Origin of the sequence: Caballeronia sp. M1242 (assembly GCF_017220215.1) — a bacterium.
Lineage (GTDB): Bacteria > Pseudomonadota > Gammaproteobacteria > Burkholderiales > Burkholderiaceae > Caballeronia.
This window is the reverse complement of record NZ_CP071131.1, coordinates 59,526-84,261: the sequence shown is the minus strand read 5'-3', so window position 1 is coordinate 84,261 and position 24,736 is coordinate 59,526. Positions and strand designations below refer to the sequence as shown.

The following is a 24,736-nucleotide window of genomic DNA, read 5'->3' as shown; positions in this document are numbered from 1 at the left end:
CACACCCGGCTTTACCTTAACAGGATGCTTTCAGTGAATACCACCCGTCCGCTCACCGACGAGAACCGCGCGCGCCTTCGTGGCGTCAGCACGGCCACCCTGACTACTGCGCTCTTCAAGCGCGGCCTCTGCAACGTCTGCATACAGGGCGTGCTGCCCGTCAATCCGGCGGCGGCGCGCATGGTCGGCGAGGCGTTCACGCTGCGCTATATTCCGGCGCGCGAGGACCTCGACACCCTGTCCGTGTTCAACGATCGCAGTCATCCGCAGCGGCGCGGCGTCGAGGAGATTCCGGCCGGTCACGTCATGGTCGTCGATTCCCGCAAGGACCCGCGCGCGGCGTCTGCGGGCGGCATCCTCATCACGCGAATGATGATCCGCGGCGTCGCTGGAATCGTGACCGACGGCGGATTTCGCGACACCCCGGATCTGCGCTCGCTCGACTTCCCGTGCTATGCGGCCCGCCCGTCCGCGCCGACGAATCTGATACACCACCACGCCGTGGACCTGAACGTGCCGATTGCCTGTGGCGATGTCGCCGTGTATCCCGGCGACATCATCGTCGGCGATGCGGAAGGCGTGGTCGTGATCCCGGCGCACCTCGCGAACGAAATCGCCGAGGAATCGGCCGCGATGACGCTCTTCGAGGATTGGGTCGATGCGCGCGTGCGCGAAGGCCGCGCCACCTTCGGTCTCTATCCGCCCGACGAGTCGACGCGTGCGGAATTCGAAGCGTGGCGGGCAGAAAGAAGCAATTAATCCGGAACGGATGTGCGGCGCGCTGGTGCGCCGCACATCCACCATAACGTCAAGCGCCACGGCGAGCGCAGAATGCCGCCGGGCATGGAGACCCTAGTGACAAACCGTAGTGTGGAAGCTCAACTTTTCACGCGCGTGGCGTGGCGGCTCGTGCCGCTTCTCATCGCAATCTTCCTAACCGCCTATATCGACCGCGCGAACATCGGCTTCGCCAAGCTGCAGATGCTCACGAGTCTGCATATGAGCGAGGCATCGTACGGGTTCGCCTCTTCGCTGTTCTTCATCGGCTATCTGCTGTGCGAGGTGCCGAGCAACCTGGCGATGCATCGCTATGGCGCGCGCCGCTGGATATCGCGCATCATGTTTACGTGGGGCGTCGCGACGCTGTTGCTCGCGTGGACGCCGTCCGAAACCGCGTTTCAGGTGCTGCGCTTCCTGTTGGGCGCGGCCGAAGCGGGACTGTATCCCGGCATCATTCTTTACCTCGGCATGTGGTTTCCCGAGCGCCAGCGCACCGGCATCATCGGATTGCTCACGCTCGGCAGCAGCATGGGCAACATGCTCGGCTCGCTCATCGGCGGCTTCTCGCTGGAAATGCACGGCGCGCTCGGTCTGGAAGGCTGGCAGTGGGTGTTTCTCACGACAGGTACCCCGGCCGTCCTGCTGACCTTCGTTTCCTTGTACTTCCTGCCGGACAATCCGCGCTCGGCGCCCTTTCTCTCCGAGCGTGAGAAGGAGGTCATAGAGGACAGTCTGCGGCGTGATCCAGCGCCGGTTCAGGCGACGGGCGGCGCGTGGTCGTTCAGCTCGCTCTTCACCGTGGCGCTCTTTTCGATCGGCTATGGCACGATCTCGATTGCGATTTACGGTATCGCCTATTGGCTCCCTACGCTGGTCCGGGGCTTTGGCGTGTCGAGCAGTGTCAACGGCATGCTCAACATGATTCCGTGGTTCCTGACATCACTGATGCTGCTGTGGCTGCCGCGCCGCTTGCGTACGCCTCGCACCGTGCTGATGGCCGCGTTAGCTGCGGCGTTCCTCGGCATTCTGTGCTTTATCGCGAGCGTCGGGCCGTTTTCGAATGCGGTGCGTTTCGCGGCGCTTTCGGCCGGCGCGCCGTGCCTGTATCTGATGATCCCGTGCTTCTGGGCGTTGCCGCCGCGGCTACTGCCGACATCGTTCATGAAGGGCGCGGGCGGCGCGGCGGCGCTCGCGGTCATTGCCGCGGGGTCGAGTGTCGGAGGGTTCCTCGCGCAAAACATCATGCCGTGGGTCGGAAAGGTCATGCACAGCACCTCGGCGCCGATGCTCGTGCCGGCCGTCAGCCTGCTGTTGCTCGGAACCGGGGCGCTCGCCGTGTGGTTCCGTCTCGGTCTCGCGGGACGCGACGGCAACGATGCGGTCACGGCCACGCGCTAAGTTCGCTCACAAGCCTGCCCTTTCTGGGCGCATGGAAACGGTCCGCGCGCTCGTCGTGTTCTTAAGCAACGAACGCGGGACGATTGAAAAAACGAAAGGTCGTTGCGCGGCATGATCAAAACCAGGCAATCCACAAGCGTCTCCCGGCAACTGCGCGGCTTCCTGTCGCTCGCCGATTTCGAAGCGGCCGCGAGGCGCAAGCTGCCGCGCCCTCTCTTCGGCTACGTCGCGGGCGCGACGGAAGACAATGCGTCCCTCGCGGACAACCGCGCGGCGTTCAACGAGCTCGGCTTCGTGCCGCGGGTATTGCGCAACGTGTCGCAGCGGAGCCAGTCGATCGAGCTCTTCGGCGTACGCTACGAGTCGCCGGTCGGCATCGCGCCGATGGGCATCAGTTCGTTGACGGGCTATCGCGGCGACCTCGCCCAGGCGCAGGCCGCGCGCGCATGCGGCGTCCCCATGATTCTCAGCGCGGCATCGCTCGTGCGGCTCGAAGAAGTCGTCGAGGCCGCGCCGGGCACATGGTTTCAGGTCTACATGCCGAGAACGCTCGAAGAAATGCGCGCGCTGGTGGAAAGAGTCAGCGCCGCCAACGTGTCGACGCTGGTCGTCACGGTGGACTCGTCGGTCGTGCCGAACCGGGAGAACAACCTGCGCAACGGCTTCAGGACGCCCCTCAGGCCGAACTTTCAGCTATTGCGCGACGGCCTGACGCATCCGCACTGGTCGCTCCTCACGTTTCTGCGCACGTTGATTCGTCATGGCATGCCGCACTTCGAGAATGCCTCCGCGCAACGAGGCGAGCCGTTGCTCTCGCGTCGCGCGAACCGGGATTTCAGCGGGCGTGAGCATCTGGACTGGGACGCGATCAGCGAAATTCGCGCGCGCTGGAGCGGGCCGCTGGTAATCAAAGGCATCCTGCATCCGGACGATGCCGCGACTGCCCGAAACCTCGGAGCGGACGGCATTATCGTGTCCAACCATGGGGGCCGGCAGCTCGACGGATCCGTTTCGCCGATGCGCATGCTGGCTCGCATCGCCGAAGCCTGCCCTGACATGCCGCTCATGATCGACAGCGGCTTTCGACGCGGCACGGACGTATTGAAGGCTGTCGCTCTAGGCGCGACCTGCGCTTTCATCGGGCGGCCGATGAACTACGCGGCGTGCGTGGGCGGGCAAGCCGGCGTCGAGCACGCCATCGGCCTCGTAAAGGCCGAGATTCACGCGGACATGGGACTCCTCGGCGTGAACCGTCTCGACGAACTCGGGCCCGAATTTTTGCGTCTGTTGAGGTTCGGGCCCGGCGAGCTCGGCGCGGGCGCATATCGCTGATCGGGGCGAGCCAGTCGTGAGCGGTGATGAGCGCAGCGCCGCACCGTGGACCGGGACGTGCGAATAAGCGGTATATTGCCAGCTTGGCTCAATACGGCATCCGGAGACCGTCACGTGCAGCGCCTGAAGGACGTCAGAGGCACCCCAGCGACCACGGCACCAGGGCAAGGGTCCGCGACCACGCTCAACCAGGAAGCCTATCGGCGTCTGGAAGAAATGATCGTGACGCTGGAACTGGCGCCGGGCACGCTCGTATCGGAAGCTATTCTGAGCCGGCAACTCGGCATCGGCACCACGCCGATACGCGAGGCACTGCAACGGCTCGCGCGTGAATACCTCGTGGAGATCATTCCCCGTCGCGGCGTGGTCGTCACGACCATCGACGTGCGCCGCCAGTTCGAAGTGCTCGAGACACGGCGCGAGCTCGACCGGCTGCTCAGTTCGGCGGCGGCGAGGCGGTCCAACGCGCTGGAGCGCAAAGCGTTCGCGGCCAACTTCGAGCGCACGGAGAAGTCCGTCGCTGATGGCGACACGCGCGAATTCCTCCGGCTCGACGCCGAACTCAACCAGTTGCTGTCGAAGGCCGCGCGCAACGCCACGGCGGCCGCGCTCGCCTCGACGCTGCATACCGTCTCGCGCCGCTTCTGGTTCTATCACCACGACCAGCACAATCCGCTCGGAGAGATCGGTCCGGTCCACTGCCACCTCGTCGAGGCCATCGCATCGGGCGATCCGGCGCGCGCCGGGCATGCCTCCAACCGCCTCATCGACTATCTCACCACCTTCGCGCAGTCGACGCTCCCGCATCCGCTGACGCTTGACTGACCGCCCGCCCCGCTTCCGCCCAAGCTTGCGTCGCAGCTAGGGTTTCCTCGCAGTTGCAGGCCGCGCAACAAGCACCTTACCATCGCCTTGTGTCTGGCATGCCAGCCACATACCAGAAGGGAACCGAAACTTTTCCAAGGAGCGAAGACGATGGAGCAAGCGGAACTCAATACCGATTACGTCATGACGCCGCTGGCAGACGCGCTGGGCGCGGAAGTGACCGGCCTCGATCTCGCGCAGCCGATACTTCCCGAGACCATCGCAGAGATGAAGCGAGCCATCGCGACGTACGGCGTGCTGTGCTTTCGCAGGCAGTCGCTCACGGAAGCGCAGCAGATCGGATTCTCGAAGCTGTGGGGTCCGCTCGAAGACTTCCCGGAGGAAGACAAGACCGTATCGGCGCCAACCGTCTATCACGTGGCGAACGTGTCCGCAGACGGTCAAAGCCTGCCGGAAACCGATTTCCGCGTGATTTTCCAGAAGGTGAACGCACGCTGGCATACGGACAGCTCGTATCGTTACGTGCCGGCGTATGTTTCCCTACTCTACGGAATCGAAGTAATGCCGAAGGGCGCACCGGGCGGGCGCACTGGCTTCTCCAACATGATCGCGGCTTACGCCGCGTTGCCGGACGATCTCAAGGACGAAATCGAGCCGCTGCACATGGTGCATACGTACGAATTCGGCCGGCGCCTTTTTCCCGAACTTCCGCCTCTTACGAGATTCGAGAAGGAAGCGGTTCCGCCCGTGAGTCACCCGCTCGTGCGCGTGCATCCCGATCGCGACTACGAGCGCTCGCTGTACCTCACGGCCAACGCCGGCAACGAGATCAGCGGTCTGCCACTGGACGAAGCCCGCGCGCTGCATCGCAAGCTCGTCGAGCACATCTCGCAGCCGCAGTTCACATATTTCCACGAGTGGGAAAAGGGCGACCTCGTCGTATGGGACAACCGCACCATGCTGCACAAGGCGGAAGCCTACGACATGAGCAAGTATCGCCGCGTCTTTCGCCGCACGACCGTGGCGGGCGACGGACCCGTGCTCGGCCCGTATTCGCGTGCCGTGATCGACAGGGTTCGGCCGCGCTGATGGCAGCCGGCTGACCGCCTGCCCTTCCGAACAAGCGATAACGGCCGCGGCGTCGCCCGGCCTCACAACGAAACTCTGGAGGAGACACCATGCAGGAGAAGTCGACACGCCTGAAGCGCATCCAGGTCATGGCGATTGCATTGCTGACGATCGCGGGCATCGTCAATTATCTCGACCGCAGCACGCTCTCGATCGCCAATCATTCGGTGAGTACGGAACTGGGCTTGTCTGCTTCCCAGATGGGATTGCTGCTCTCCGCGTTTTCCTTCGCCTATGCCTTCGCGCAGTTGCCTATCGGCGTATTGCTGGACCGCTTCGGCGCACGGATCATGCTCGGCGTCGGCATGTTCGTGTGGTCGACCGCCCAGTTGTGCGGCGGACTCGTGTCGAACCTGACGCAATTTCTTGTCGCGCGCGTGGCGCTCGGCCTCGGCGAGTCGCCGAATTTTCCGGCGGGCGCAAAGGTCGTGAGCGAATGGTTCGGCGTCCATGAGCGCGGCAGGCCGACGGGCATCTTCATCACTTCGTCCACCATCGGTCCCGCACTCGCTCCTCCGGTACTGACCGTGCTGCTGCTCGTATTCGGCTGGCGCGCCATGTTCGTCATCATGGGTGTCCTCGGCATCGTCGTTTCGATCGGCTGGTATCTGCTCTATCGCGACCGCCGCTCGATGCCGCTCGACGCACGCGAACTCGCCTATCTCACCGACGGCGAAAGCGGCGAACGAGCGGAGCGCCGCATGACGATGGTCGAATGGCGCAGCCTCTTCAGCAAGGCGACGACGTGGGGCATGATTTTCGGCAACATGGGCGTGATTTACATGGTCTGGTTGTATCTGACCTGGCTGCCCGCGTATCTGGAACATGAGCGGCATCTGTCGATCGCGAACACCGGATGGCTCGTTTCGATTCCATACCTGTTCGGCACGCTTGGCATGCTGTCGAGCGGCTTCGTCGCCGACGGACTGATGGCGCGCGGCATGGCGCCCATGCGCAGCCGCAAGTGGCCGATTTGCGTGGGACTTGTCGGCGCCGCCCTCTTCACCGTTCCCGCAGCGTTCACACCGAATCTGACGTTGGCAATGATCTACCTGTGCGCCGCCATGTTCTTCGTGAACATGGCGAGCGGCGCATGCTGGGCGCTTGCAACGGTTGCCGCGCCACGGCACATGGTCGCGTCGCTCGCAAGCATTCAGAACTTCGGCGGCTATTTCGGCGGCTCGTTCGCGCCGTTCGTCACGGGCGTCGTCGTCGACACGACTCACTCGTTCGTCAATGCGTTTCTCATCAGCGCGGGTGTCGCGTTCGGCGCCGCGCTCGTCTACATGTTCGTGGTGCGCCGGCGGATCGAAGAGCCGGAGCCAGACGTGTCGAGCCTGGCTCTTTCGAAACTGAATTGATGCATCGGGACTGGTGCAGCTCGCTGCTTTCTGCTTCGCCCACCTCGGACGCCCTGCGCCCGAATCACTGAGCCGTTGCCCTGCCTGCGGCTCACAGTTGCACCGGCTTCGGCACAGTGTTTAATCACTTTGTACTGCGAATGATATTTCGTTCGTTCAATCGCTTGCAGCCTCTGTCTTGCCAACTTAGCAAACGCGGGAAACAAGACAGAAGGTCGAACAGAAATCGTTCGGGATTGAGTGTGGCGTTCCGCCGTTGCGCCGGCGGAAGCGTCATCGTCAGGACTGAACGCCCTTCAGATGCTCGAGTTTGATGGGCCAGCCGCTCTGGTTCGGCTGCGTCACCGACTCCGTTTGGATACGTTCGATGATCTTCCCGTCAGCATCTTTTCGCACCGACACAGACTTGGTATAGGGGCATCTCAAGGCCAAAGATGGTTGCGTACACGCCTTCATGCCGACCAGGGGCGCAAAAAAATTGGCGGAGGGGCCGCCGTGCGCTAGGAGGACTTCATGCTCGATCGGCAACTCGCTTGGGCCTCAGTCGTGATCCACTTGCCGAAAACCTTGACGGCTTCGTCCTCTGCACGATCGACATTGACGACCATCGTGTAATCTGGACCGCGCCAAACGGGTCCCTGCAACGGACACACGAGCCGCCCCGCGGCGATTTCCCGCTCGATAAGAGGCAGAGACGCCAGGGTTACACCGAGGCCCTCCGTCGCTGCGGCCAATTGCAGGAACACGTGATCAAAATGAAGATCACGCGCACCCTGCATGGCCGGTTCCCCCGCCTCACGGAGCCATTCGGACCATGCCGTGCGAGTGGTTGTTGAATGCAGCCAAGTATGGCTGCGCAAATCGGCAATCGTGCCGAGCGGACGGCTGATCAAAGCCTTAGGGCTGCATGCGGGCAAGCGCAGGTCGGGCATCAGGACCGATGACTTGATGCCCGCAGCGTCCTCGGGTCCAGAACGCACGCCGATGTCGAACGCGTCGCTCACGTAGCGGAGCCGGCGTGACGTAGTCGATAGCCTTACATCCACGTCGGGGTAAAGCGCCTGAAAATCCGCCAGCCGGGGAATGAGCCAGCACAGCGCGAAACTAGCCAGCGCATTCACGCGCACCACACCCTTGATTCGGCGAGTGGCCGATTCTTGCCGCAACCGGCCCACCGAACTGCCCAGCCGTGCGAAGGCACCGTTGACATCGACGAGCAGTGTCGTTCCCTCGTCAGTCAGCACAACGCCGCGCGCACGACGTTCGAACAACGGGACGCCGAACCAGTCTTCCAGCATGCGGATACGCTTGCCCACGGCCCAATGCGTCACGTGAAGCTCGTTCGCCGCGCCCGCGAAACTGCCGAGACGGGCCACCGCTTCGAAGTACCGCAAGGCATTCAAGGGGGGCAACGTTTCGGTATCTGCGGCGGCGGGCTTTTCAGTGCTCATCGGTGACTTTTTCTCCCGTGAGCGCCAATTTTATGTCAGTTGTTGCGCGGGTGCCCCGACCGTACACTTCAGACACCTTGCGACGTTCTATACGACATAACTTGCACCCGCGCTCCCTGATTTATCGCATGCGACTGTTCTCCCTCTCCGCGCCGGCGCCGACCCCAGCCGAACACACCGATCCGTCCCGCTCCGTGCGCCGCAAGCGGGCTCTATGGATCTCATGCGCGGCACACGCGTTGCACGACGGCTACACGGACATGATCTACGCGCTGTTGCCCGTATGGCAGGCGGATTTCGGCCTCGGCTACGGTGCGCTCGCACTTTTGCGAGGCATCTACGCGGGCACCATGGCGACGCTGCAAGTGCCTGCTGGCAGCCTTGCACGCGTCCTGGGCACGCGCGCGACTCTCGCCATCGGCACTCTGCTCGCGGCACTGGGCTATGCCATCGCGGGCATGTCGGGTTCTCTGATGGGTCTTTGCGTCGCGCTCGCGGTGTCGGGCTGCGGATCGAGCACGCAGCATCCGCTGGCGTCGGGGGTTGTGTCTCGTGCATATGGGCGCGACGCCCGCGCGCCGCTCAGCGTCTATAACTTCGCGGGTGATCTCGGCAAGTCCACACTGCCCGCAGCCATTTCACTGCTTATCACCTTCATGCCGTGGCGTCATGCGCTTTTGGTGATGTCGACCATCGGCATTCTCACCGGGTTAGTCATTGCACTTTTTCTCCCTTCGGCACGCAACATCGAGCCGCCACGAGACGAAGCGGTGGCCAGGGAAGCCACGACGGAGTCGCGCAGCGGCTTCTCGCTGCTGTTCGGAATTGGCGTGCTCGACACGGCTGTGCGAATGGGGCTGCTCACGTTTCTGCCCTTTCTCCTGCGCTCGAAGGGCATCTCGCCTCAGATGATGAGTACGGCGCTGGCGCTGGTTTTTATCGCGGCGCCGCGGGCAAGTTCGCTTGTGGTGCGCTCGGCGCGCGCGTAGGCGTCATAGGAACGGTGTTCACAACTGAAGGCGCCACCGCGCTGCTGATTCTGGCCATGATCTGGCTGCCGCTCTCGCCCGCGATGATCCTGCTGCCGCTGCTCGGCGTGATGCTCAACGGCACGTCATCAGTGCTTTACGGCACGGTGCCCGAACTCGCGGCGGCTGGCGGCACGGAGCGAGCGTTTGCGCTCTTTTACACTGGCACCATTGCATCAGGAGCACTTGCTCCGGTCGCGTACGGGCTGTTGGGCGATCGGATCGGCGTGTACGGCGCGACCATCGCGACGGCGGCCACTGCGCTTGCCATCTTCCCGTTAGCGCTGGCGCTTCGCCGTCATCTACGCGCGACGTGAATTGCCAGTACGCGCGACGCTCGACAACCAGGAAGCCAATGAAAATGCATGACAATCCGAGGATTGCGTTGCTGGGCCCCGGCGCGATCGGCGCCACTGTTGCGGCCTCGCTTCACGAAGCCGGACGTACACCGGCGTTATTCGGCCGCACCGCACACGACCACCTGGACGTGCGATTTGACGGCGGCCAGATCCGCGTGCCCGGTCCCGTGCAGACAAACCCTGCGTGCATCGAAACGACGTTCGATCTCGTCTTCGTCGCGGTGAAGACGACGCAGATCGAAGCTGCCTCGACGTGGTTGTCCGCGTTGTGCGGCGAGGAGACCGTGGTTTGCGTATTGCAGAACGGCGTGGAACAGAAGAGTCAGTTTGCCACTTACGTATCGCAAGACCGAGTGCTGCCTTCGGTAGTCTGGTTTCCGGCTCAGCGCGAAGCCGATGCCTCGGTTTGGCTGCGTGCGAAGCCGAGACTCACGTTGCCAGACACTCCGGCGGCCCAGACTGTCGTGACGGCGTTGCGCAACACACGCTGTTCCGTGGATGTGACCGAGGACTTCATCAGCATCGCGTGGCGGAAATTACTTCAGAACGCAGTGGCCGGATTGATGGTGCTGACGGGCCGCCGAGCCGGCATGTATTCCCGGTCCGATATCGAACACCTGTCGCTCACGTATCTGAAGGAATGCATGGAAGTCGCGCGTGCGGAAGGCGCGACGCTAGACGATGAAGTCATGCGAGAAATTGTCGATGGGTTCCGGCGCGCACCGGCTGACCTCGGTACATCGATCCTTGCAGACCGGCAAGCCGGCCAGCCGCTCGAGTGGGATAGCCGCAACGGCGTCATACAACGTTGCGGCCGAGCGCGCGGCATCGCCACGCCGGTCAGTGATCTGCTCTTGCCGCTGCTCGCAGCGGCGAGCGATGGGCCGGGGTAGGCGCAGCACGTCCAGACCGATGAGGGATAGTCCGACTAAACCGGACGGCCACCTCGACAGTCCCTTCATGGCCGATCGGCGCGCTCGCAGCGCTCCCCACTTTGCGGCTCGGCGAAGGTTGCCCGGCTAGTGCGCGGCTAGATGCCCCCCGTAGAGGGGTCGATGGGATGCCATCGCTTCAAAGAGAGAACGCTGCAGAGACGCACATCGAGCAAGATCAAGGGTCCACTCGACGACCCACAGCACCTTGATTGCGGTAGTCGGACAGCGGCAGCCAGCCCTGTCCATGCCGGGGCGAGCGATGGAGACGGCAGCTTCGAGGCCTGGTGCGCCTGAATGCACCGCCGCGCTGACGCAGGGTTTCATGCTTGCCCGCCTTACCCGTCTCACCGAGTCCTACCCCGGTAGTGACATTGATCTTGCGACGAACCTTCTTCTGCCAGCCTCGAGCGTCACAAAGGGAGACGACGTCGGAACGTCCGAGCGACGGCGCGCATCGACTGACGCTTTATCGCCGGGCGGAGACGGTGCCGTCAACAATTCCCGCCGGAGATTGGTCATTGAACGACGGAAAAAGAATCCAGTCCATCCAAACTGCGGCGCGCTCAACCGTCCATTCATGGCCGAAGATCTGCTTACGACGAGCGATGTCGCGTCGACCGCCGGATTGGCGAGGTTCGGGAATCGCCCTACTTTTCGGCGATGCAGAAGACACAGCAGGAACGCGTCCGGAAGCGCGCTTCTCGCAGCCCCGAATAACGTCGATGCCGCCGCTGCCCGCGTCTTGCCGGCAACCACGGCCAAGCTGCTGCCAGCGTGCGAGAACGCACCTTATGGACTCCGTGGACCGAGCTTCTCGTTTCCTCGGGAAGGGTCATCGACTTCTTCCGTGCCCGAGTGATCTTCCTCGCCGACGATACGGCAACTCAGCCGCCGCCGAAAACAAGCAATTCTTCGATTCATAGATGCAGTTCACGCGCGACGGTTTGCCGGCTTCGACATCATGTGTCGTGAATTACTCATCCCGTCAGAGCTGAAAAGCAAACGACAATAAATCGTTTGTCGTTGCTGATCGCGCTGTCTTCTAATGACTGGCTGCTTTACACCATTCAGTATTCGATGACGACGGCACTCGGCGCACCGCCGCGCTTCTGCTTCCTGCCGGAGCGTTCCATCCTTCATGGACTGACACGGGAATGAAATGGCCGACCTGACCTCGCCCCGCGAACGCTATCTCTCCACGCGACCCGCTCGCGCGGGCTTAACCAAAAGCGCCCTTTACCGGTGGCTGTCCTGGCTCGTACCGGCGATGGTCGTGGTTCTTTGGGAAGCCGCCGCACGCGCCGGACTAATTGCGCCGCAGGTTCTTCCCGCACCGAGCAGCGTCCTTGCGACCGCCGCCAAAATGGCGCAGAACGGCGAACTCTTCGTTCACCTTGGCATTTCGCTGTTGCGCGCGGCGGCGGGCTTCGCCATTGGCGGGGTCATCGGGCTGGCTTTGGGTGTCGTGGTCGGCTTCTCGCCGCTTGCGCAGGCGATTATTGATCGCTCCGTGCAGATGGTGCGCGCCATTCCTTTTCTGGCGATGCTCCCGCTCGTCATCGTGTGGTTCGGCGTCGGCGAGACCGCGAAAATCTTTCTGGTCGCGCTCGCGGTCCTCTTCCCGATCTATATCAACACGATGCTCGGCATCCGCCAGATCGATCCGAAGCTGATGGAACTCGCCAAGATCGTCGGCATGAGCCGAAGCGCGACCGTGCGGCGAATCATTCTTCCCGGCGCGATGCCGTCGATCCTCACTGGCGTGCGCTATGCGCTCGCTCATGCGTGGCTCGCCCTGGTCATCGCCGAAACGCTTGCGACGACCAAAGGCATCGGCTTTCTCGCGATGGACGCGCGCGAGTTCCTGAACACAAACGTGATCGTGCTGACCGTGATCATCTACGCGACCATCGGCGTCGCCGCGGACACACTCGTGCGGGTGCTCGAAGGCCATTTCCTCTCCTGGCACGCGAACTACGCGAACAACAACATGGGAGCGCACAAGTGACCGAAAGCACCGCTCTTTCGCGCGATTCTTCGCCAAGCGTGTCGGCCACTCGCGAGCCAAGCGCCGCATCGACGCTGGCCGTATCGGTTCGCGGTATTCAGCGGCGCTACGGCAGCCGCGTCGTCATCGATTCCCTCGATCTCGACATCCGAAAAGGCGAATTCGTCGCGCTGCTGGGCGAAAGCGGATGCGGCAAGACCACGCTGCTGCGCGCGCTCGCGGGACTCGATTTGCCCGATGCGGGCAGCATTCGCGCACCGGCCCGGCCTTCCGTCGTGTTCCAGGAGCATCGCCTTCTTCCATGGGCGACGCTGTGGCAGAACGTGTCGCTCGGTCATGAGAACACTATCGGCCGCAACGGCGCGGCGCGCGCGCTGGCAGAAGTCGGACTCGCAGGCCGCGAGGACGACTGGCCGCGCAATCTGTCGGGCGGGCAGGCTCAGCGTGTCGCGCTGGCGCGCGCGCTCATTCACGATCCCGCGCTGCTGCTGCTCGACGAGCCATTCGCGGCGCTCGATGCCCTCACGCGCATCAAGATGCACGGGCTCGTGAAGGAGCTCGTCGCGCTTCATCACCCCGGCGTGCTGATCGTCACGCATGACGTCGACGAAGCCCTCGCGCTCGCCGACAGAATCCTCGTCATGCGCGCGGGACGCATCGCGGCTTCGTTCGAGCCGAAGGCGCACACGCCGCAAACGCTGCGGCCCATCCTGCTCGACGAGCTGGGTGTCCGTTCGCATTGACCGCCTTTTCCACGACAAGAAGGACCCGAGAGAATGAACGATTCATCGCTGACCCGCCGCCAGTTATTACGCGCGGCGGGTGGCTTGTTTGCCGGCGCAGCCGTCGGCGGCCTGTTCCCGGCGCAGGCGGCCGAGCCGCGCAAGCTCACGCGCAATACCGATACGGTTCGCATCGGCTGGGGCTACGGCAGCCTGCCGGACATCGCGAAACAGCGCGGCGTGTTCGAGAAGACGCTCGCTGCAAAAGGCATCAAGGTGGAATGGGTCGGACCGTTTCCGAACCACGCACCCTCGATTCAGGCCGTCGTCGGCGGCAGCGCGGACTTCGGCTTCTGGGGATCGACGACACCCGCACTCGCCGCCATGCTCGCCGGCTCGCCCATCGTCTTCAACGCATTCGATATCTATTCGCCGCGCTCGACTGCCATCATCGCGAAGAAGTCGAGCGGCATTCGCTCCGTCAGCGATCTGGCCGGCCGCAAGGTCGCCGTCAACCGCTCGGGACTCGGCGAATTTCTGCTCATCGCGGCGCTTGAAAAGCATCGCGTCGATCGGGACAAAGTGCAGTTCGTCTATCTGAATCCGCCCGACGCCGCGCCGGCCTTCGCGCAAGGCAAGGTCGATGCGTGGTCCATGTGGTCGCCGGGCGTCGACATTTCGCGCTTTGCCAACGATGCGCACGACATCTTCAACGAAGGCCGCGATCTGGATTTCCTGATCGACTACAGTTCGCTCGTGACGCGCCGCAAGTTCACCGAGGAGAACTCGGAACTGATCCGCGCCGTGATCGATGCGTACTACGTCGAAGGCGCATGGCAGTCCGCGCATTCCGCCGATGCCGAACTGCTCGTTCAACGCGAGGGCAAGTATCCGGATCAGGTGCGCGAATACTTGACGAGCCTTAAGCGCGTCAATCAGTTTCACGAGCCCGACGACGCCGCGTTCATTGCGCAATTCCAGCGCGCGGCCGACTGGCTCGCGGAACGCAAAATCATCAATTCGCGCATCAAGGTCGCGGATTTCAGCGTCAAAGTGTGACGCCAGGACGCGCACGATCATGACTGAACGCACTCAACACACAAGCTCGAATCCGCGCCTCGTGTCGCCGCTTTCCGCGACACTCGGCTTCTCGCAAGTCATCGACGATATCGCCGCGACGGCCGCCGAGCGCGAACGCGATTACCGGCTGCCGCACGAGGAAATCGCGAAGCTCAAGGCGCTCGGCTTTGGCGCGCTGCGTCTTCCTTCCGATGCCGGCGGCCATGGCGTGTCGCTGCGCGATCTGTTCATCGTTGCACGCGATATCGCCGCAGCGGATTCGAACATCGCGCACGCGTTTCGCAATCATCTGTGGCAAGTCGAGGCGGCGCTCAGACGACGCGAGCATCCGTTCCATGCGCGCGTGCTCGAACTCACTGCGCAAAAGAAAACCATCGGCCTGAGTTTCGTCAAAAGCGATGTGACAGCGGCGGGCGCGCGGCCCACTGAAGTACTGACCCGGCTGGAATGGGACGCGTCGCGCGATGTCTATGTCGGCTCCGGCGAGAAGCCCTACGCAACTGGCAATCTTTTCAACGATGCATTCACCGGCCTTGCGGTGGAAAGCCGCGCGGGGCGCACGGTGCAGTATGTGTTGGAACGCGGCGCAGGCGTCAGCAACGACGATGACTGGCAAGGCTTCGGCCAGCGTCTGACAGGCTCGGGGACGGCGCGCTTTCACGACGTCACCGTGCCGCCGGCAGACGTTTATCCCGCCGATCCGCCGAAGTCCGACGAAGCCGCGCCGTGGGGCTTCACGTTCCATCAGGTCTATCTGACCAACTGCATAGCCGGCATTGCGCGTCGCGTGGCGCTGGACGGCGCCGGCGTGTTGCGTGCGCGAGGACGCAACTTCTATCATGGCGAAGCCGCGCATCCCACGGACGAACCCGTGCTGCTCGCCCTGCTCGGCCGCATTCGCGCCTATGCGGCAAGCGCCGAAGCAATCGCCGACCGCGCAGCCGATGCGTTGCAGCGCGCTTGGGACGCTTACGGCACGCGCGATGAATACGAGGCGACGCTTAACGCCACGCTCGCGGCATCGGAAGCAAAGGTGGTCATCGACGATCTCGCGCCGCAGATCGCAAGCTGGCTGATCGATCTCGGCTCGGGTTCGGTCGTCTCACGCATCGGCGCGCTGGACCGGCACTGGCGCAACATCAAGGTCATCGCGTCGCACAATCCGCGGCTCTATAAGGAACGCCTGCTCGGGCAAAACCTTTTGAGCGGACAACTGCCGCCCACGGGCGCGTTCTTTTGATGATGCAGTGGAGCGTGTCCGCTCGCGGGCGGACACGCACGGGCTCATGCGCTCAAGCGCTCAAGCGCTCAATAGCCGATGCACGCGCGGCAAAACTTCGTGGGCGAAGCGGGCCATGTCCGCCTCGAACGGCTGGAACTGCAGCATGAACAGTTCGATGCCCGCGCGATGGAAATCCGCGATGCGCCGGGCAACGGTATCGTAGTCGCCGACGAGATCGGCCGCCGTCCCGCCATTCGACCCGACCCGCGCCGAGCGCGCGAAGGTCTGATGCATGACGGCGTTCGGATCGATATTCGCCTTCTGCTGCTCGCGCAGTGGCTTGTCGAGTTCCGCCAGCGCGAAGAGATGCTGCAAATGCGCGAGCGCTTCATCGTGCGCCTCGCGCGCAATCACGAACGCCGATAAGCCGAAGCGCAAGGGCTCGCGCCCAGCTGGACGCACACGCGCGGAGACATCGGCGATGAGCGCGGCAACATCGTCATGCGGCTGTCCGTTGATAAACCACACGTCGCCATGCGCCGCCACGAGCGAACGCGCCGGCTCCGATTCGCCGCCCACATAGATACGCGGACGCGCGCGAAACGGATCGCCGGGACGCAACTGATAATCGTTGATATGAAAGTGGTCGCCGCGATGCGTCAGTGCTTCGCCGCGCAGCAACGCATCGACGACGCCGATCCACTCGCGGCCATACGCGTAACGCTCATCGTGCTCGGCGAAACCGATGCCGGCGCGCTCAAGCTCGGGACGATTCCACGCATTCACGAGATTGATCGCGAAGCGCCCGCCGCTGATGTGCTCGATCTGCTGCGCCATCTTTGCGAGCACGACCGGATGATAGAGGTAAGGCTTGATCGCCGTGATGATCTCGATGCGCGAGGTGAGCGCAGCCAGCGCCGCCGATGCCGTCCATGCCTCGAGTTGATCGAGTGAAGGATCATGCGGATTGATCGTATGTTGCGCGACGAGCACGGAGTCGTAGCCGAGGCGTTCGGCTTCGAGTACGAGCGCCTTGTTGCGCGCCCACGATGCGTCGTAAGGCTCGTCGGGATCCTGTAGCGCCGCGCGGCTGCCATGCACCAGTGCCCAGACGCCGAAGCGGGGAGAGTTGGACATCGTTTGAATGAGCCTCTAGAGAAGTGGCGAAGCAGAATATGCTAATGCCGCTCGCGCGTCCGGCCATCCAATATATAGAGATAACCAATCGTTCCTTGAGGTCATAAGCGTAGGCCGCTCGCGCATCGCTTCACGCTCCATTCAACGCGACACATCGCCCTTGCGAAGAAGCGATTGCGCGGTCTCGGCAGACTCAGATGCTCGCGCAGTGTCGCGCCTTCGTATGCCTGCCTGAAGATGCCGCGCCGCTGCAGTTTCCGGCACGACCTTCGCGAGGAAATAATCGAGGCTCGCCGGCAAGAGCGGAAACATCACGTCGAAGTCGTCGCTGCCGTCCTCGTCGAGCCATTGCTCCATCTCGCCGGCGATATCCGTCGGGGTTCAGACCATCTGCAAGCCCGAATAGCCGCCGACACGGCGCGCAAGCTCGCGCACGTTCAGGCCAGCCCTGCGCGCCATGTCGATGACGACGCGCCAGCGTGTCCTTCACCGTTCGCGGGAGAGCGTCGAGCGGACGAGGTTGAGGACGGCGGATCGCCGCCACATCAGCGAAACGAGAGAACATCGTGCCGATGGCACCGCTCGCGAGCGGCGCGCGCACGTTGAGAAGCCGTTGCGTGGGCTGCTGCGACGAGCAGCGTCGATGACATGGCGAGTCCCGGGAGCACGACTGCGCAACGCATCGAAATGTCGAAAGCGCGCGAGATCGATGGTGAGCCGAGAAGGAGCGCCGCCATCGATGCGAGCAGCGCACCGGACACGCCGTAGCGCGGAAGCATGAGTCGGCACGCCGCCATCGGGCAGAGCACGTTGACGACACCCGCGACGCGTAACGAAACGAAGGCATCATGGCGCCGGTTCAGCGCGGAAGCCGATGCCGGATCCTCCCACGCCTTGCTCACCGCGATTTCTTCCGGATAACGAAGCAATCCGAACGTGCGTGCGCGCCGCATATCGAACGGCCACGCAATCGTCTGCTGAAAGAAGCTTCTACCTGCGCCGCGTTTCGAGAGCCGGCATCAACAAAAAAACTGCTGGCGACTCAGGGTTCCTTTACTAAACTCATTATGCCCTTCCTTCGCGGCATCGTCTCCGGAGGCTCCTCGTGGCTGAGAGTGGACCTACAAAGAAGTCCGACAAGACACATCCCCCCTTCCGGGAGACGCTGCTGCGCGCCATCGGCGCGTGCGTTATTGGAGCGATCGTCGCGATCGTCATCCCGAACGTCTTCGGCGAGGAGTTCGCCACTCGTAAGGCGGCGCGCGTCGTCGCGCCGTTCGTGGGCGCGTTCTATAAGCCCGATGCGCGCAACGACGACATCACGGTCGTGCTCGTTGATGACAAGGTGATCGACGACAACCATGAAAGTTGGCCGCCCTCTTACGACTTCTACGCCAAGATCGTGTCCGACGTCGGGAAATACCGGCCTAGCGCGATCTTCGTCGACCTGATCTTCTCGTCCGTGCGTACGGACGCGAGTGTGAAGGGACTGCAAAACGTACTCAAGCAAATGCAGGCGGAACATATTCCCGTCTTTCTCGCCGCAGGACTCAACGACAAGCGCGAACTGTTCGTGCGCGACGGACTGGAAGGCCTCGCCACCAAGGTAGCCGTCGAGTACGACCCCGACGACATCGATCATGTCGTATGGACCTATCCAATGGTCGCGCGCGATTCGAAGCATGCGCGCAGCGCGGCGCTAGCCATCTACGAGGACGCGCTGCATCACCAAATCGAAGACCCAAAGGAAGAACTCGCGCTCACGTGGGGTCTTTATCCCGTGCGCGACGGCATCGAATGGACGGTCTTGAACGGCAACGGCCGGCGCGAGGCTGCCCACAAGGATAACGATGGCGAAAACGGTCACTATCCCGATCCTGCCTCCGACGTCTTCAAGGAAAACTACGATCTGTATTGCAACGAGAGCCAGCAGGCAACGCCGCTCGTCATCGGCGCTGTGTGGCACGCGCTCGCCGCGAAGCACGGACGCCCCGTGTGCGTGTTTCATCACACGCTCTATGTGCGCGAGATGAGCTATCCGAACGAGTCGCAAAGCAATCGCCTGGAGTGGCTGCTGAAGGACAAGGTGGTGATGATCGGCAGCGCATTCGGATATTCGAACGACGTGGTCGTGTCGCCGATTCAGGATCGCGTGCCTGGCGTCTATCTCCACGCGATGGCGCTCGACAACCTGATCACGCGCGGCCCCGACTATACGAAGGCTATCGAGCTTCATGAACTGGAGGCTGATGGCCCGCACGCGCGCGCCCTGCTGCTACTCGTCATCGGCGGAGTCTGCGTGTTGTTGCTTGCACTCTTCAAGGAGCGCCTGATCGAGCCGATGAAGGACAGTTACCGGGACGCGCGGCAAACCGAGCGCATCGAGATCGACGAAACAATCGTCGCGACCACGCGCGCGTCGGATTCGAACGATCACGAGAGCGAGCAGCGCGTGACGCTTCAGTTGCACGCCGAAGTGGTGAAGCAGCGACCCGGGCGCAAGCGCAGACGCTTTCTCGCTAGGCTGGCCGAAGGCGTCTTCCTGACGCGAATGAAAGCGCTGGAAGTGCTGCTGTCGGTCGTGATGATCTGCGTGCTTCTGTACCTCGGGCACTGGGTGTTCAATGTGCCGTACCTGGCGGTCGTGCATGTGACGTTGTTCGCGCTGGTGGCCGAATGGTTCGAATGGAACAAGAAGCTCATCGACTGGTATCTCGGAGAGAAGGAGATGTCATGAACACTAATCCGATCTCGCATCATGTCGCCGTTGCGTTGCTCGCTCTCGCCGGAACTGCGGTCGCGTACGCGGAAGGCACGGACATTGTCTCGGCGAGTCAGACGGAAGTGCAGTTGTACAAGGGGCCGTCGATCGCGGATGCGGGCTCGAAGATACCGGCGCAGAATTTCCCGTGGCGGGTCATGCAGAAATCGAGAGGCTTCTACGAGATCAGGACGGCGACCGGTCCCGCCTGGGTCAATTCGATGGACGTGCGCACCGCCCCGGCCACGACTTTTGTTTGCAGCACGCCGCCTGCGGCCGCGCATGTGGCCGGCTCGAGGAATGCGGGCTCGGCAAGGTGCAACTGATCATGGCCACGCGTGCGTTCAAAATCGGTCTCGCCGTCGCGTGCGGCGTGATGGCATCGGCCTGCTCGGATACCAAACTACCGACCAGCATCACGGGTCTGATGCCTGGCGCGAAGAAGGACGCCACGATGCAGAAGGCCGGCGAGATACCGCCGCCCGTGCAGCGCGACTGGCCATCGGTGACGGAAGACCTCAACAACAATCGCGCCGACGGCTGGGGGCTCATCGCGATGCCCGAGATGGAGCGCTATCTGAACGGCCTGCTCGCAAAAATCAAACGCACCGCCGGCGTGCCGGACTATCCGGGCACCGTGCATATCACGGCGGATACGGCGCTGACCGCCTCGTCATCGGCGGCGGGTAACATCTACGTTTCCCAGTACTGGATATCGGTTGTCGAAAGCGAGGATGAAATCTTCGCGGTACTCGCGCATGAATTCGGTCACGTCTATCTGAATCACTATGCCGCGAACAACGTCAAGACGGCCGGAGAAGCCGGCGCCTCGCTGACGACGCTCGCCTGGACATACGCCAACAAGCGCGCGAGCGCAACGCAATGGTCGGGCGTGGATAACATTTTCGTCGTGCAGGCGCTCGGCACGCGCGCGCTCTTTCCCGCATGGGAGCGAACGCAGGAGGAGCAGGCTGACCTGTTCGGCGCCACCATCAGTTTGAAAAACGGCTATTCGTATCCCGAGGGCTTCAAGACTTTCCTCGAACGCATCGGCGCCTACGACAAGCAGGCAAAAGAACGACAAAAGCAGCTCAGGGCGATGCAGACCGCCGCGGACCGCGAGAAGACCGTGAAGGGCGCCAACGCTCAGTCGATCAAGCTGCCGACGTTCGGCGGTACGCTGCCCGCGCTGGGCTCGCAGGCGGGCACGATCAACGCAATCACCGATGCGCTTGCCGCCGGCACGAACAAGGAAGTCGACGTGAAAGGGACGATGGGCGGCGCCGTGTTCGACACGCAGCATCTGATCGAGGATCAGGTCGGCACGGCAGTCGAAGCGCTTCAGGAAACGCATGGCGATGCCGCCGAACGCGAAGCCGATCTGCGCAAGGAAGTCGAACCGTTGCTCGGTACCGACATGCCCGACGCGCGCGTGCAGCCCTGGACGAACGTCCGAAGGCAGGGCGCGACGCCGACTATCCTCTCACACTACGCGCTCGTACCCAAGGCGCAGGATCTTCAGGCGCAGCGGCGCTATGCGGAAGCCGCGTCGGTCGTGCAAACCATCGCATCGGGTCCGACCGCCAACGACGGCCTGCCTCTCTATATGCTTGCCAACTTGTCGAGCCTGTCCGCGCCGGGGCGCCCGGATTCCACCATCGCGATACTGCGGCGCAACCAAAACGCGCGCGAGCGCTCATGGCAAGTGCAGGTGAATCTCGCGACGCGTATGGTGGCCGCGCATGACAAGCCGGGCGCGCTAACGCTGATGCAGCAGCAGTTCGACGCCTTCAGCCGCGCCCCGCTCACATGGGTGTCGATGGTCTCTTTCTATCGGCAGACAGGCGACATCAAGACGGCGAAAGACATGGCGACGAATTGCGCTGTCGCGCATCCGGACTACCGCGTGCCCTGTCAGACGGCGGCGCAGACACCGGCGGAAAGCAAGACCGCCGACAAGAGCGGCGGTATGGGCCATATTCACGAGATACTCGACAGGTGGATCGGCACGAGCAAGTAATGCGGCATTTCAGACCTGACGTGCTGCGGTCCAGCCTGCGATCGCCTGGACGCGCCGCGACGCGGCACGCATGCGCCGGCACTTCTGCGCCCCCAGCTATTGCTTCATGCGTTGTGCTCTGTGTACGGCGACCGATCCGGTGCTCACGGGCGCATGCGGCTCTTGGTCGAGCCTGCGATCAAGTAATAAGACGCAGCCGGGAATGCGCAGTTATTCGCGCCCGCAGGCGGGTCTGCTCAAGAAAACGGGTTAATCACGGTCAGCTGGTCGCGACCTCCGGCGAAGATCGCGGCAGTGATCGAAGGGCCGGGCGACCGAACGAACGCCGTGTGCCATAGGAGTGTTGACGACGTAAAGATGTTGTTCCTTCCTACAACGATCGGGATAATGAATAAATATCGATGAGCTATCGTGTTGAATCGTGCACGTGTTGGCCAGACGATGACTGCTCTCCTCTAATGGTTCTCCTAAAGGCATCGTTAGCTCGGCACCGCTTCGAGAAAGCAGACAGGATTACGCTTAATCATGCTGACCTCCGCGACAGGAGCAACCGCGCGGGCAACGGTGCAGTGCCATGCCTGATTAGTCGTATCATCAAGCACACGGTTAATGCCACCGCTGGCGTCCTTGTCGGCCCGGAAGCGCATTGATCGATCTTCGACGATGCTGGCTGACGCGCTCAGCCCTCTTGATCGATCGGGCTACGAGCACAGCTTTCTTCATTCGAACCGCGCGGCTCCCTCCTTCGCCTTCGTCAATGCAGAACGCAGGTCCGTAGGAGATATGTCGCGAATGGCGCTCGCGGGCGAAGCGTCGTACCGCTGCTGCACGTGAACTAGCCGTCATTGAAAAGCCTAGGCAATGCAACGTCGGCTTCCGGGGCCACCAATGCATATTGCCGCTGGGCAGATCATCCGACGCGTCGGCGGAACCCGACCCGTTGCCGTCGCGCAAAAATCGAGTGCCTGAGACCGGTTCGGGACACGCAACCGACATATGGAGCTTCGGGCAGACCTCATTCTTGCCGGATGGCATCAAAGCCGACGCAGACCCATCTCTCCGCACCGCCCAAGTTGCTCCAGAGCAACCGACTTGCCTCTCAGGGATCGAAGCGCAATGGCCGACGCTCATGAGCCTAAGGTGTTCAGCGAACGCTAACGTGCATCTGTAGGATGCGGCGCGACGTGCCGCATCCAGCTAACTGATATCGCCGGTCAATTTCGGCGGATTGGCGCATGCGCACCAATCCGTCGACACTCCTCGTCGCGCCTGTGGATGTGCCACCGGTCAAACACGTGATGCCACGCCCATAGTCGCTATCGCGCGTCTATCTCAGTCCGAAAGATTGCTAGCAGTTTCGGCCTTCATGAAGCCTAGTCGAACAATATTGTTGCTGAGTGGTTCCTCGCGACTGCCTTGTTCAGTTTCTACACCGACTTATTGTCTTTGGAGATCCGCAATGCTCAAGAATCGAGAGGGCAACGCTTTGCTTTCGCCGTCCGTACTGGGGTTTGTCGTCGTTGCGTCAGCCGCGTTGTTCACCGCCGGATGCGGCGGAGGAGCCGACACGGGACCGGCGACGAGCCAGACGGCCTCGGTGAATTGTTCTGACCTCTCTTCCGTGACAGTAGCCGACACAACCTTCACCCTTACTAAAGGCATGCCAGCAGGCGATTTCGCACCGCCCACGGGCGCGACCATCAAAGACCTGCCGGCCTTCTGCAGAGTCGCGGCCACTGTCAAGCCGACGTCCGACTCCAACATCAAAGTGGAACTGTGGCTTCCGACCGCCTGGAACGGCAAATATCTCGGCACAGGAAACGGAGGCCTGGGCGGCACTATCGACTATGAAGCCTTGGCCAATGGCTTGCGGCGGGGGTTCGCCGTTGCCAACACTGACCTGGGTACATCGGCAGGCGTGGCAAGCATGGTCGGGCATGTCGAGACGATCGTCGACTTCGGGCATCGCGCGACGCACCTGATGACCACATTATCGAAGACGCTCGTCAACCGATTCTATGCGAGGGCGCCGTCCTACTCTTACTGGTTCGGATGCTCCACCGGGGGCGGTCAGGGCATGCACGAGGCACAACAGTATCCGGAGGACTACGACGGCATCGTGGCTGGCGCGCCGGGTGCCGCTCGCGTTCCTGCGCATCTTTCTTACCAGTGGGCGTGGGCCGCGACCCAGCAAGACCAGACGAGCAATCTCACGGTCGCTAAGCGCAAGCTCTGGGCCGACCATGTCATGAGCGCTTGCGACGAGCTGGATGGACTGAAAGACGGCGTCATCGGCCGGCCGGACATGTGCAAGGTCGATCCGGCGGTCCTTCAGTGCAAGTCCGCCGACGCGGCTGATTGCCTAACAGCCGGGCAGGTCAGTGCACTGCGCAAGATTTACGCGGGACCCACCAATCCTGTGACAGGCGCACAACTGTCCTATGGATATTTGCCCGGTACCGAACTCGATTTCTCGACTGCGGCGACTACGCCGACCTCGGCGCCGCCCTTCCCCTTTCCATTTCAGTGGGTATGGGGAGTCAACTGGGACTGGAGAAGCTTCAACTGGGCTAGCGACGTCGATGTGATGCACAACACCCTAGACTTCGCAGTGGATGCATCGAATCCTGACCTCTCCGCATTCGCGGCGCATGGCGGCAAGCTCATCGTTTTTCAAGGTCTCGCCGATGGCATTCAGGTGCCGGGAGCTGCGATTGCCTACCGCCAGAGTGTCGAGAAACGCATGCCTGGTCAGTCCGACAGATTTATGAAGCTGTTCACCGCACCGGGAATGGATCATTGCCGCAATGGCGTCGGCCCGAACGTTTTCGGTAACCTTAGCCCAGGATTTCCAATTGCGCCGGACGATCCTACTCATGACCTTTTGGCCGCCGCGCAGTCGTGGGTCGAGAAAGGTCGCGTGCCCGAGCAGATTATTGCGACCAAGTACGCGAACAACTCTCCGACCGGCGCTGTTGAACGGACCATGCCTTTGTGCCCGTGGCCGAAAGTCAGCAGATACAACGGCACGGGCGATGTGAATTCGGCCGACAGCTTCAGCTGTGTCGATCCGTCCTAGCGCAACAAACGCGGAGTAACCGCGGCGTTCGATTGCGTCTACGCGGGCGTCCTGTCGGGTGACGGGACGCCCGCTCCGTTACGTGCGTTACGTGCGTTACGTGCGTTACG

The 24,736-nt window shown here is 62.6% G+C and carries 17 protein-coding genes and 2 pseudogenes; 16 read left to right on the top strand and 3 right to left on the bottom strand.

Annotation, left to right across the window (positions count from 1 at the left end; all coding sequences use genetic code 11):
* Positions 1–33 precede the first annotated feature (33 nt).
* The 6 genes from JYK05_RS19910 to JYK05_RS19885 all read left to right on the top strand — a co-directional run bounded on the left by JYK05_RS19910 (position 34) and on the right by JYK05_RS19885 (position 6,824).
* The gene (locus JYK05_RS19910) at positions 34–759 is read left to right on the top strand and encodes a ribonuclease activity regulator RraA (protein WP_241270058.1); all 726 of its coding nucleotides are present in this window, start codon (positions 34–36) and stop codon (positions 757–759) included.
* A gap of 84 nt (positions 760–843) precedes the next feature.
* The gene (locus tag JYK05_RS19905; RefSeq protein ID WP_206470254.1) at positions 844–2,178 is read left to right on the top strand and encodes an MFS transporter; all 1,335 of its coding nucleotides are present in this window, start codon (positions 844–846) and stop codon (positions 2,176–2,178) included.
* A 111-nt stretch (positions 2,179–2,289) separates the two neighbouring features.
* The gene (locus JYK05_RS19900; protein ID WP_206470252.1) at positions 2,290–3,510 is read left to right on the top strand and encodes an alpha-hydroxy acid oxidase; all 1,221 of its coding nucleotides are present in this window, start codon (positions 2,290–2,292) and stop codon (positions 3,508–3,510) included.
* A 114-nt stretch (positions 3,511–3,624) separates the two neighbouring features.
* A complete protein-coding gene (locus JYK05_RS19895) occupies positions 3,625–4,335 on the top strand; it encodes a GntR family transcriptional regulator (protein WP_175943022.1) in 711 nt (236 codons plus the stop codon).
* Positions 4,336–4,485: 150 nt separating this feature from the next.
* A complete protein-coding gene (locus tag JYK05_RS19890) occupies positions 4,486–5,424 on the top strand; it encodes a TauD/TfdA family dioxygenase (protein WP_206470250.1) in 939 nt (312 codons plus the stop codon).
* An 89-nt stretch (positions 5,425–5,513) separates the two neighbouring features.
* A complete protein-coding gene (locus tag JYK05_RS19885; RefSeq protein WP_206470248.1) occupies positions 5,514–6,824 on the top strand; it encodes an MFS transporter in 1,311 nt (436 codons plus the stop codon).
* 500 nt (positions 6,825–7,324) lie between these two features.
* Here the strand turns inward: JYK05_RS19885 and JYK05_RS19880 are convergent, their stop codons facing one another.
* Entirely contained in the window at positions 7,325–8,275 is a 951-nt protein-coding gene (locus JYK05_RS19880; RefSeq protein ID WP_175943016.1) for a LysR substrate-binding domain-containing protein, read from the bottom strand.
* A 128-nt stretch (positions 8,276–8,403) separates the two neighbouring features.
* Between JYK05_RS19880 and JYK05_RS19875 the strand changes: the two are divergent.
* The 6 genes and pseudogenes from JYK05_RS19875 to JYK05_RS19850 all read left to right on the top strand — a co-directional run bounded on the left by JYK05_RS19875 (position 8,404) and on the right by JYK05_RS19850 (position 15,647).
* Positions 8,404–9,620, top strand: a pseudogene (locus JYK05_RS19875) (MFS transporter).
* A 38-nt stretch (positions 9,621–9,658) separates the two neighbouring features.
* A complete protein-coding gene (locus JYK05_RS19870) occupies positions 9,659–10,555 on the top strand; it encodes an oxidoreductase (protein WP_206470246.1) in 897 nt (298 codons plus the stop codon).
* A 1,201-nt stretch (positions 10,556–11,756) separates the two neighbouring features.
* Positions 11,757–12,605: an ABC transporter permease subunit gene (locus tag JYK05_RS19865; RefSeq protein ID WP_206470244.1), complete on the top strand. Its 849-nt coding sequence runs from the start codon at positions 11,757–11,759 to the stop codon at positions 12,603–12,605.
* Positions 12,602–13,348 carry an ABC transporter ATP-binding protein gene (locus JYK05_RS19860; protein ID WP_206470242.1) on the top strand — a complete coding sequence of 249 codons (747 nt, stop codon included), beginning with the start codon at positions 12,602–12,604 and terminating at the stop codon, positions 13,346–13,348. The genes JYK05_RS19865 and JYK05_RS19860 overlap by 4 nt, the downstream gene beginning before the upstream one ends.
* Before the next feature lie 33 nt (positions 13,349–13,381).
* Positions 13,382–14,386 carry an NrtA/SsuA/CpmA family ABC transporter substrate-binding protein gene (locus JYK05_RS19855; protein ID WP_175943009.1) on the top strand — a complete coding sequence of 335 codons (1,005 nt, stop codon included), beginning with the start codon at positions 13,382–13,384 and terminating at the stop codon, positions 14,384–14,386.
* 19 nt (positions 14,387–14,405) lie between these two features.
* Positions 14,406–15,647 carry an acyl-CoA dehydrogenase family protein gene (locus tag JYK05_RS19850; RefSeq protein ID WP_206470240.1) on the top strand — a complete coding sequence of 414 codons (1,242 nt, stop codon included), beginning with the start codon at positions 14,406–14,408 and terminating at the stop codon, positions 15,645–15,647.
* A gap of 60 nt (positions 15,648–15,707) precedes the next feature.
* On the opposite strand, the gene JYK05_RS19845 is transcribed toward JYK05_RS19850, so the two are convergent.
* On the bottom strand, positions 15,708–16,766 hold the full coding sequence (locus JYK05_RS19845) for an LLM class flavin-dependent oxidoreductase (protein WP_206470238.1): 1,059 nt from the start codon (positions 16,764–16,766) through the stop codon (positions 15,708–15,710).
* A gap of 101 nt (positions 16,767–16,867) precedes the next feature.
* Positions 16,868–17,234, bottom strand: a pseudogene (locus JYK05_RS19840) (hypothetical protein); the annotation flags it as partial.
* Positions 17,235–17,871: 637 nt separating this feature from the next.
* Between JYK05_RS19840 and JYK05_RS19835 the strand changes: the two are divergent.
* The 4 genes from JYK05_RS19835 (at position 17,872) to JYK05_RS19820 (ending at position 24,626) form a co-directional block, all read left to right on the top strand.
* The gene (locus JYK05_RS19835; protein WP_206470236.1) at positions 17,872–19,503 is read left to right on the top strand and encodes a CHASE2 domain-containing protein; all 1,632 of its coding nucleotides are present in this window, start codon (positions 17,872–17,874) and stop codon (positions 19,501–19,503) included.
* Positions 19,500–19,853: a hypothetical protein gene (locus JYK05_RS19830; RefSeq protein WP_206470234.1), complete on the top strand. Its 354-nt coding sequence runs from the start codon at positions 19,500–19,502 to the stop codon at positions 19,851–19,853. Before JYK05_RS19835 ends, JYK05_RS19830 begins: the two co-directional genes overlap by 4 nt.
* Before the next feature lie 2 nt (positions 19,854–19,855).
* Positions 19,856–21,547 (top strand): M48 family metalloprotease, encoded by a 1,692-nt coding sequence (locus JYK05_RS19825; RefSeq protein WP_206470232.1) that lies wholly within the window; start codon positions 19,856–19,858, stop codon positions 21,545–21,547.
* A gap of 1,459 nt (positions 21,548–23,006) precedes the next feature.
* On the top strand, positions 23,007–24,626 hold the full coding sequence (locus tag JYK05_RS19820; RefSeq protein ID WP_206470230.1) for a tannase/feruloyl esterase family alpha/beta hydrolase: 1,620 nt from the start codon (positions 23,007–23,009) through the stop codon (positions 24,624–24,626).
* The last annotated feature ends 110 nt before the right edge of the window (positions 24,627–24,736 follow it).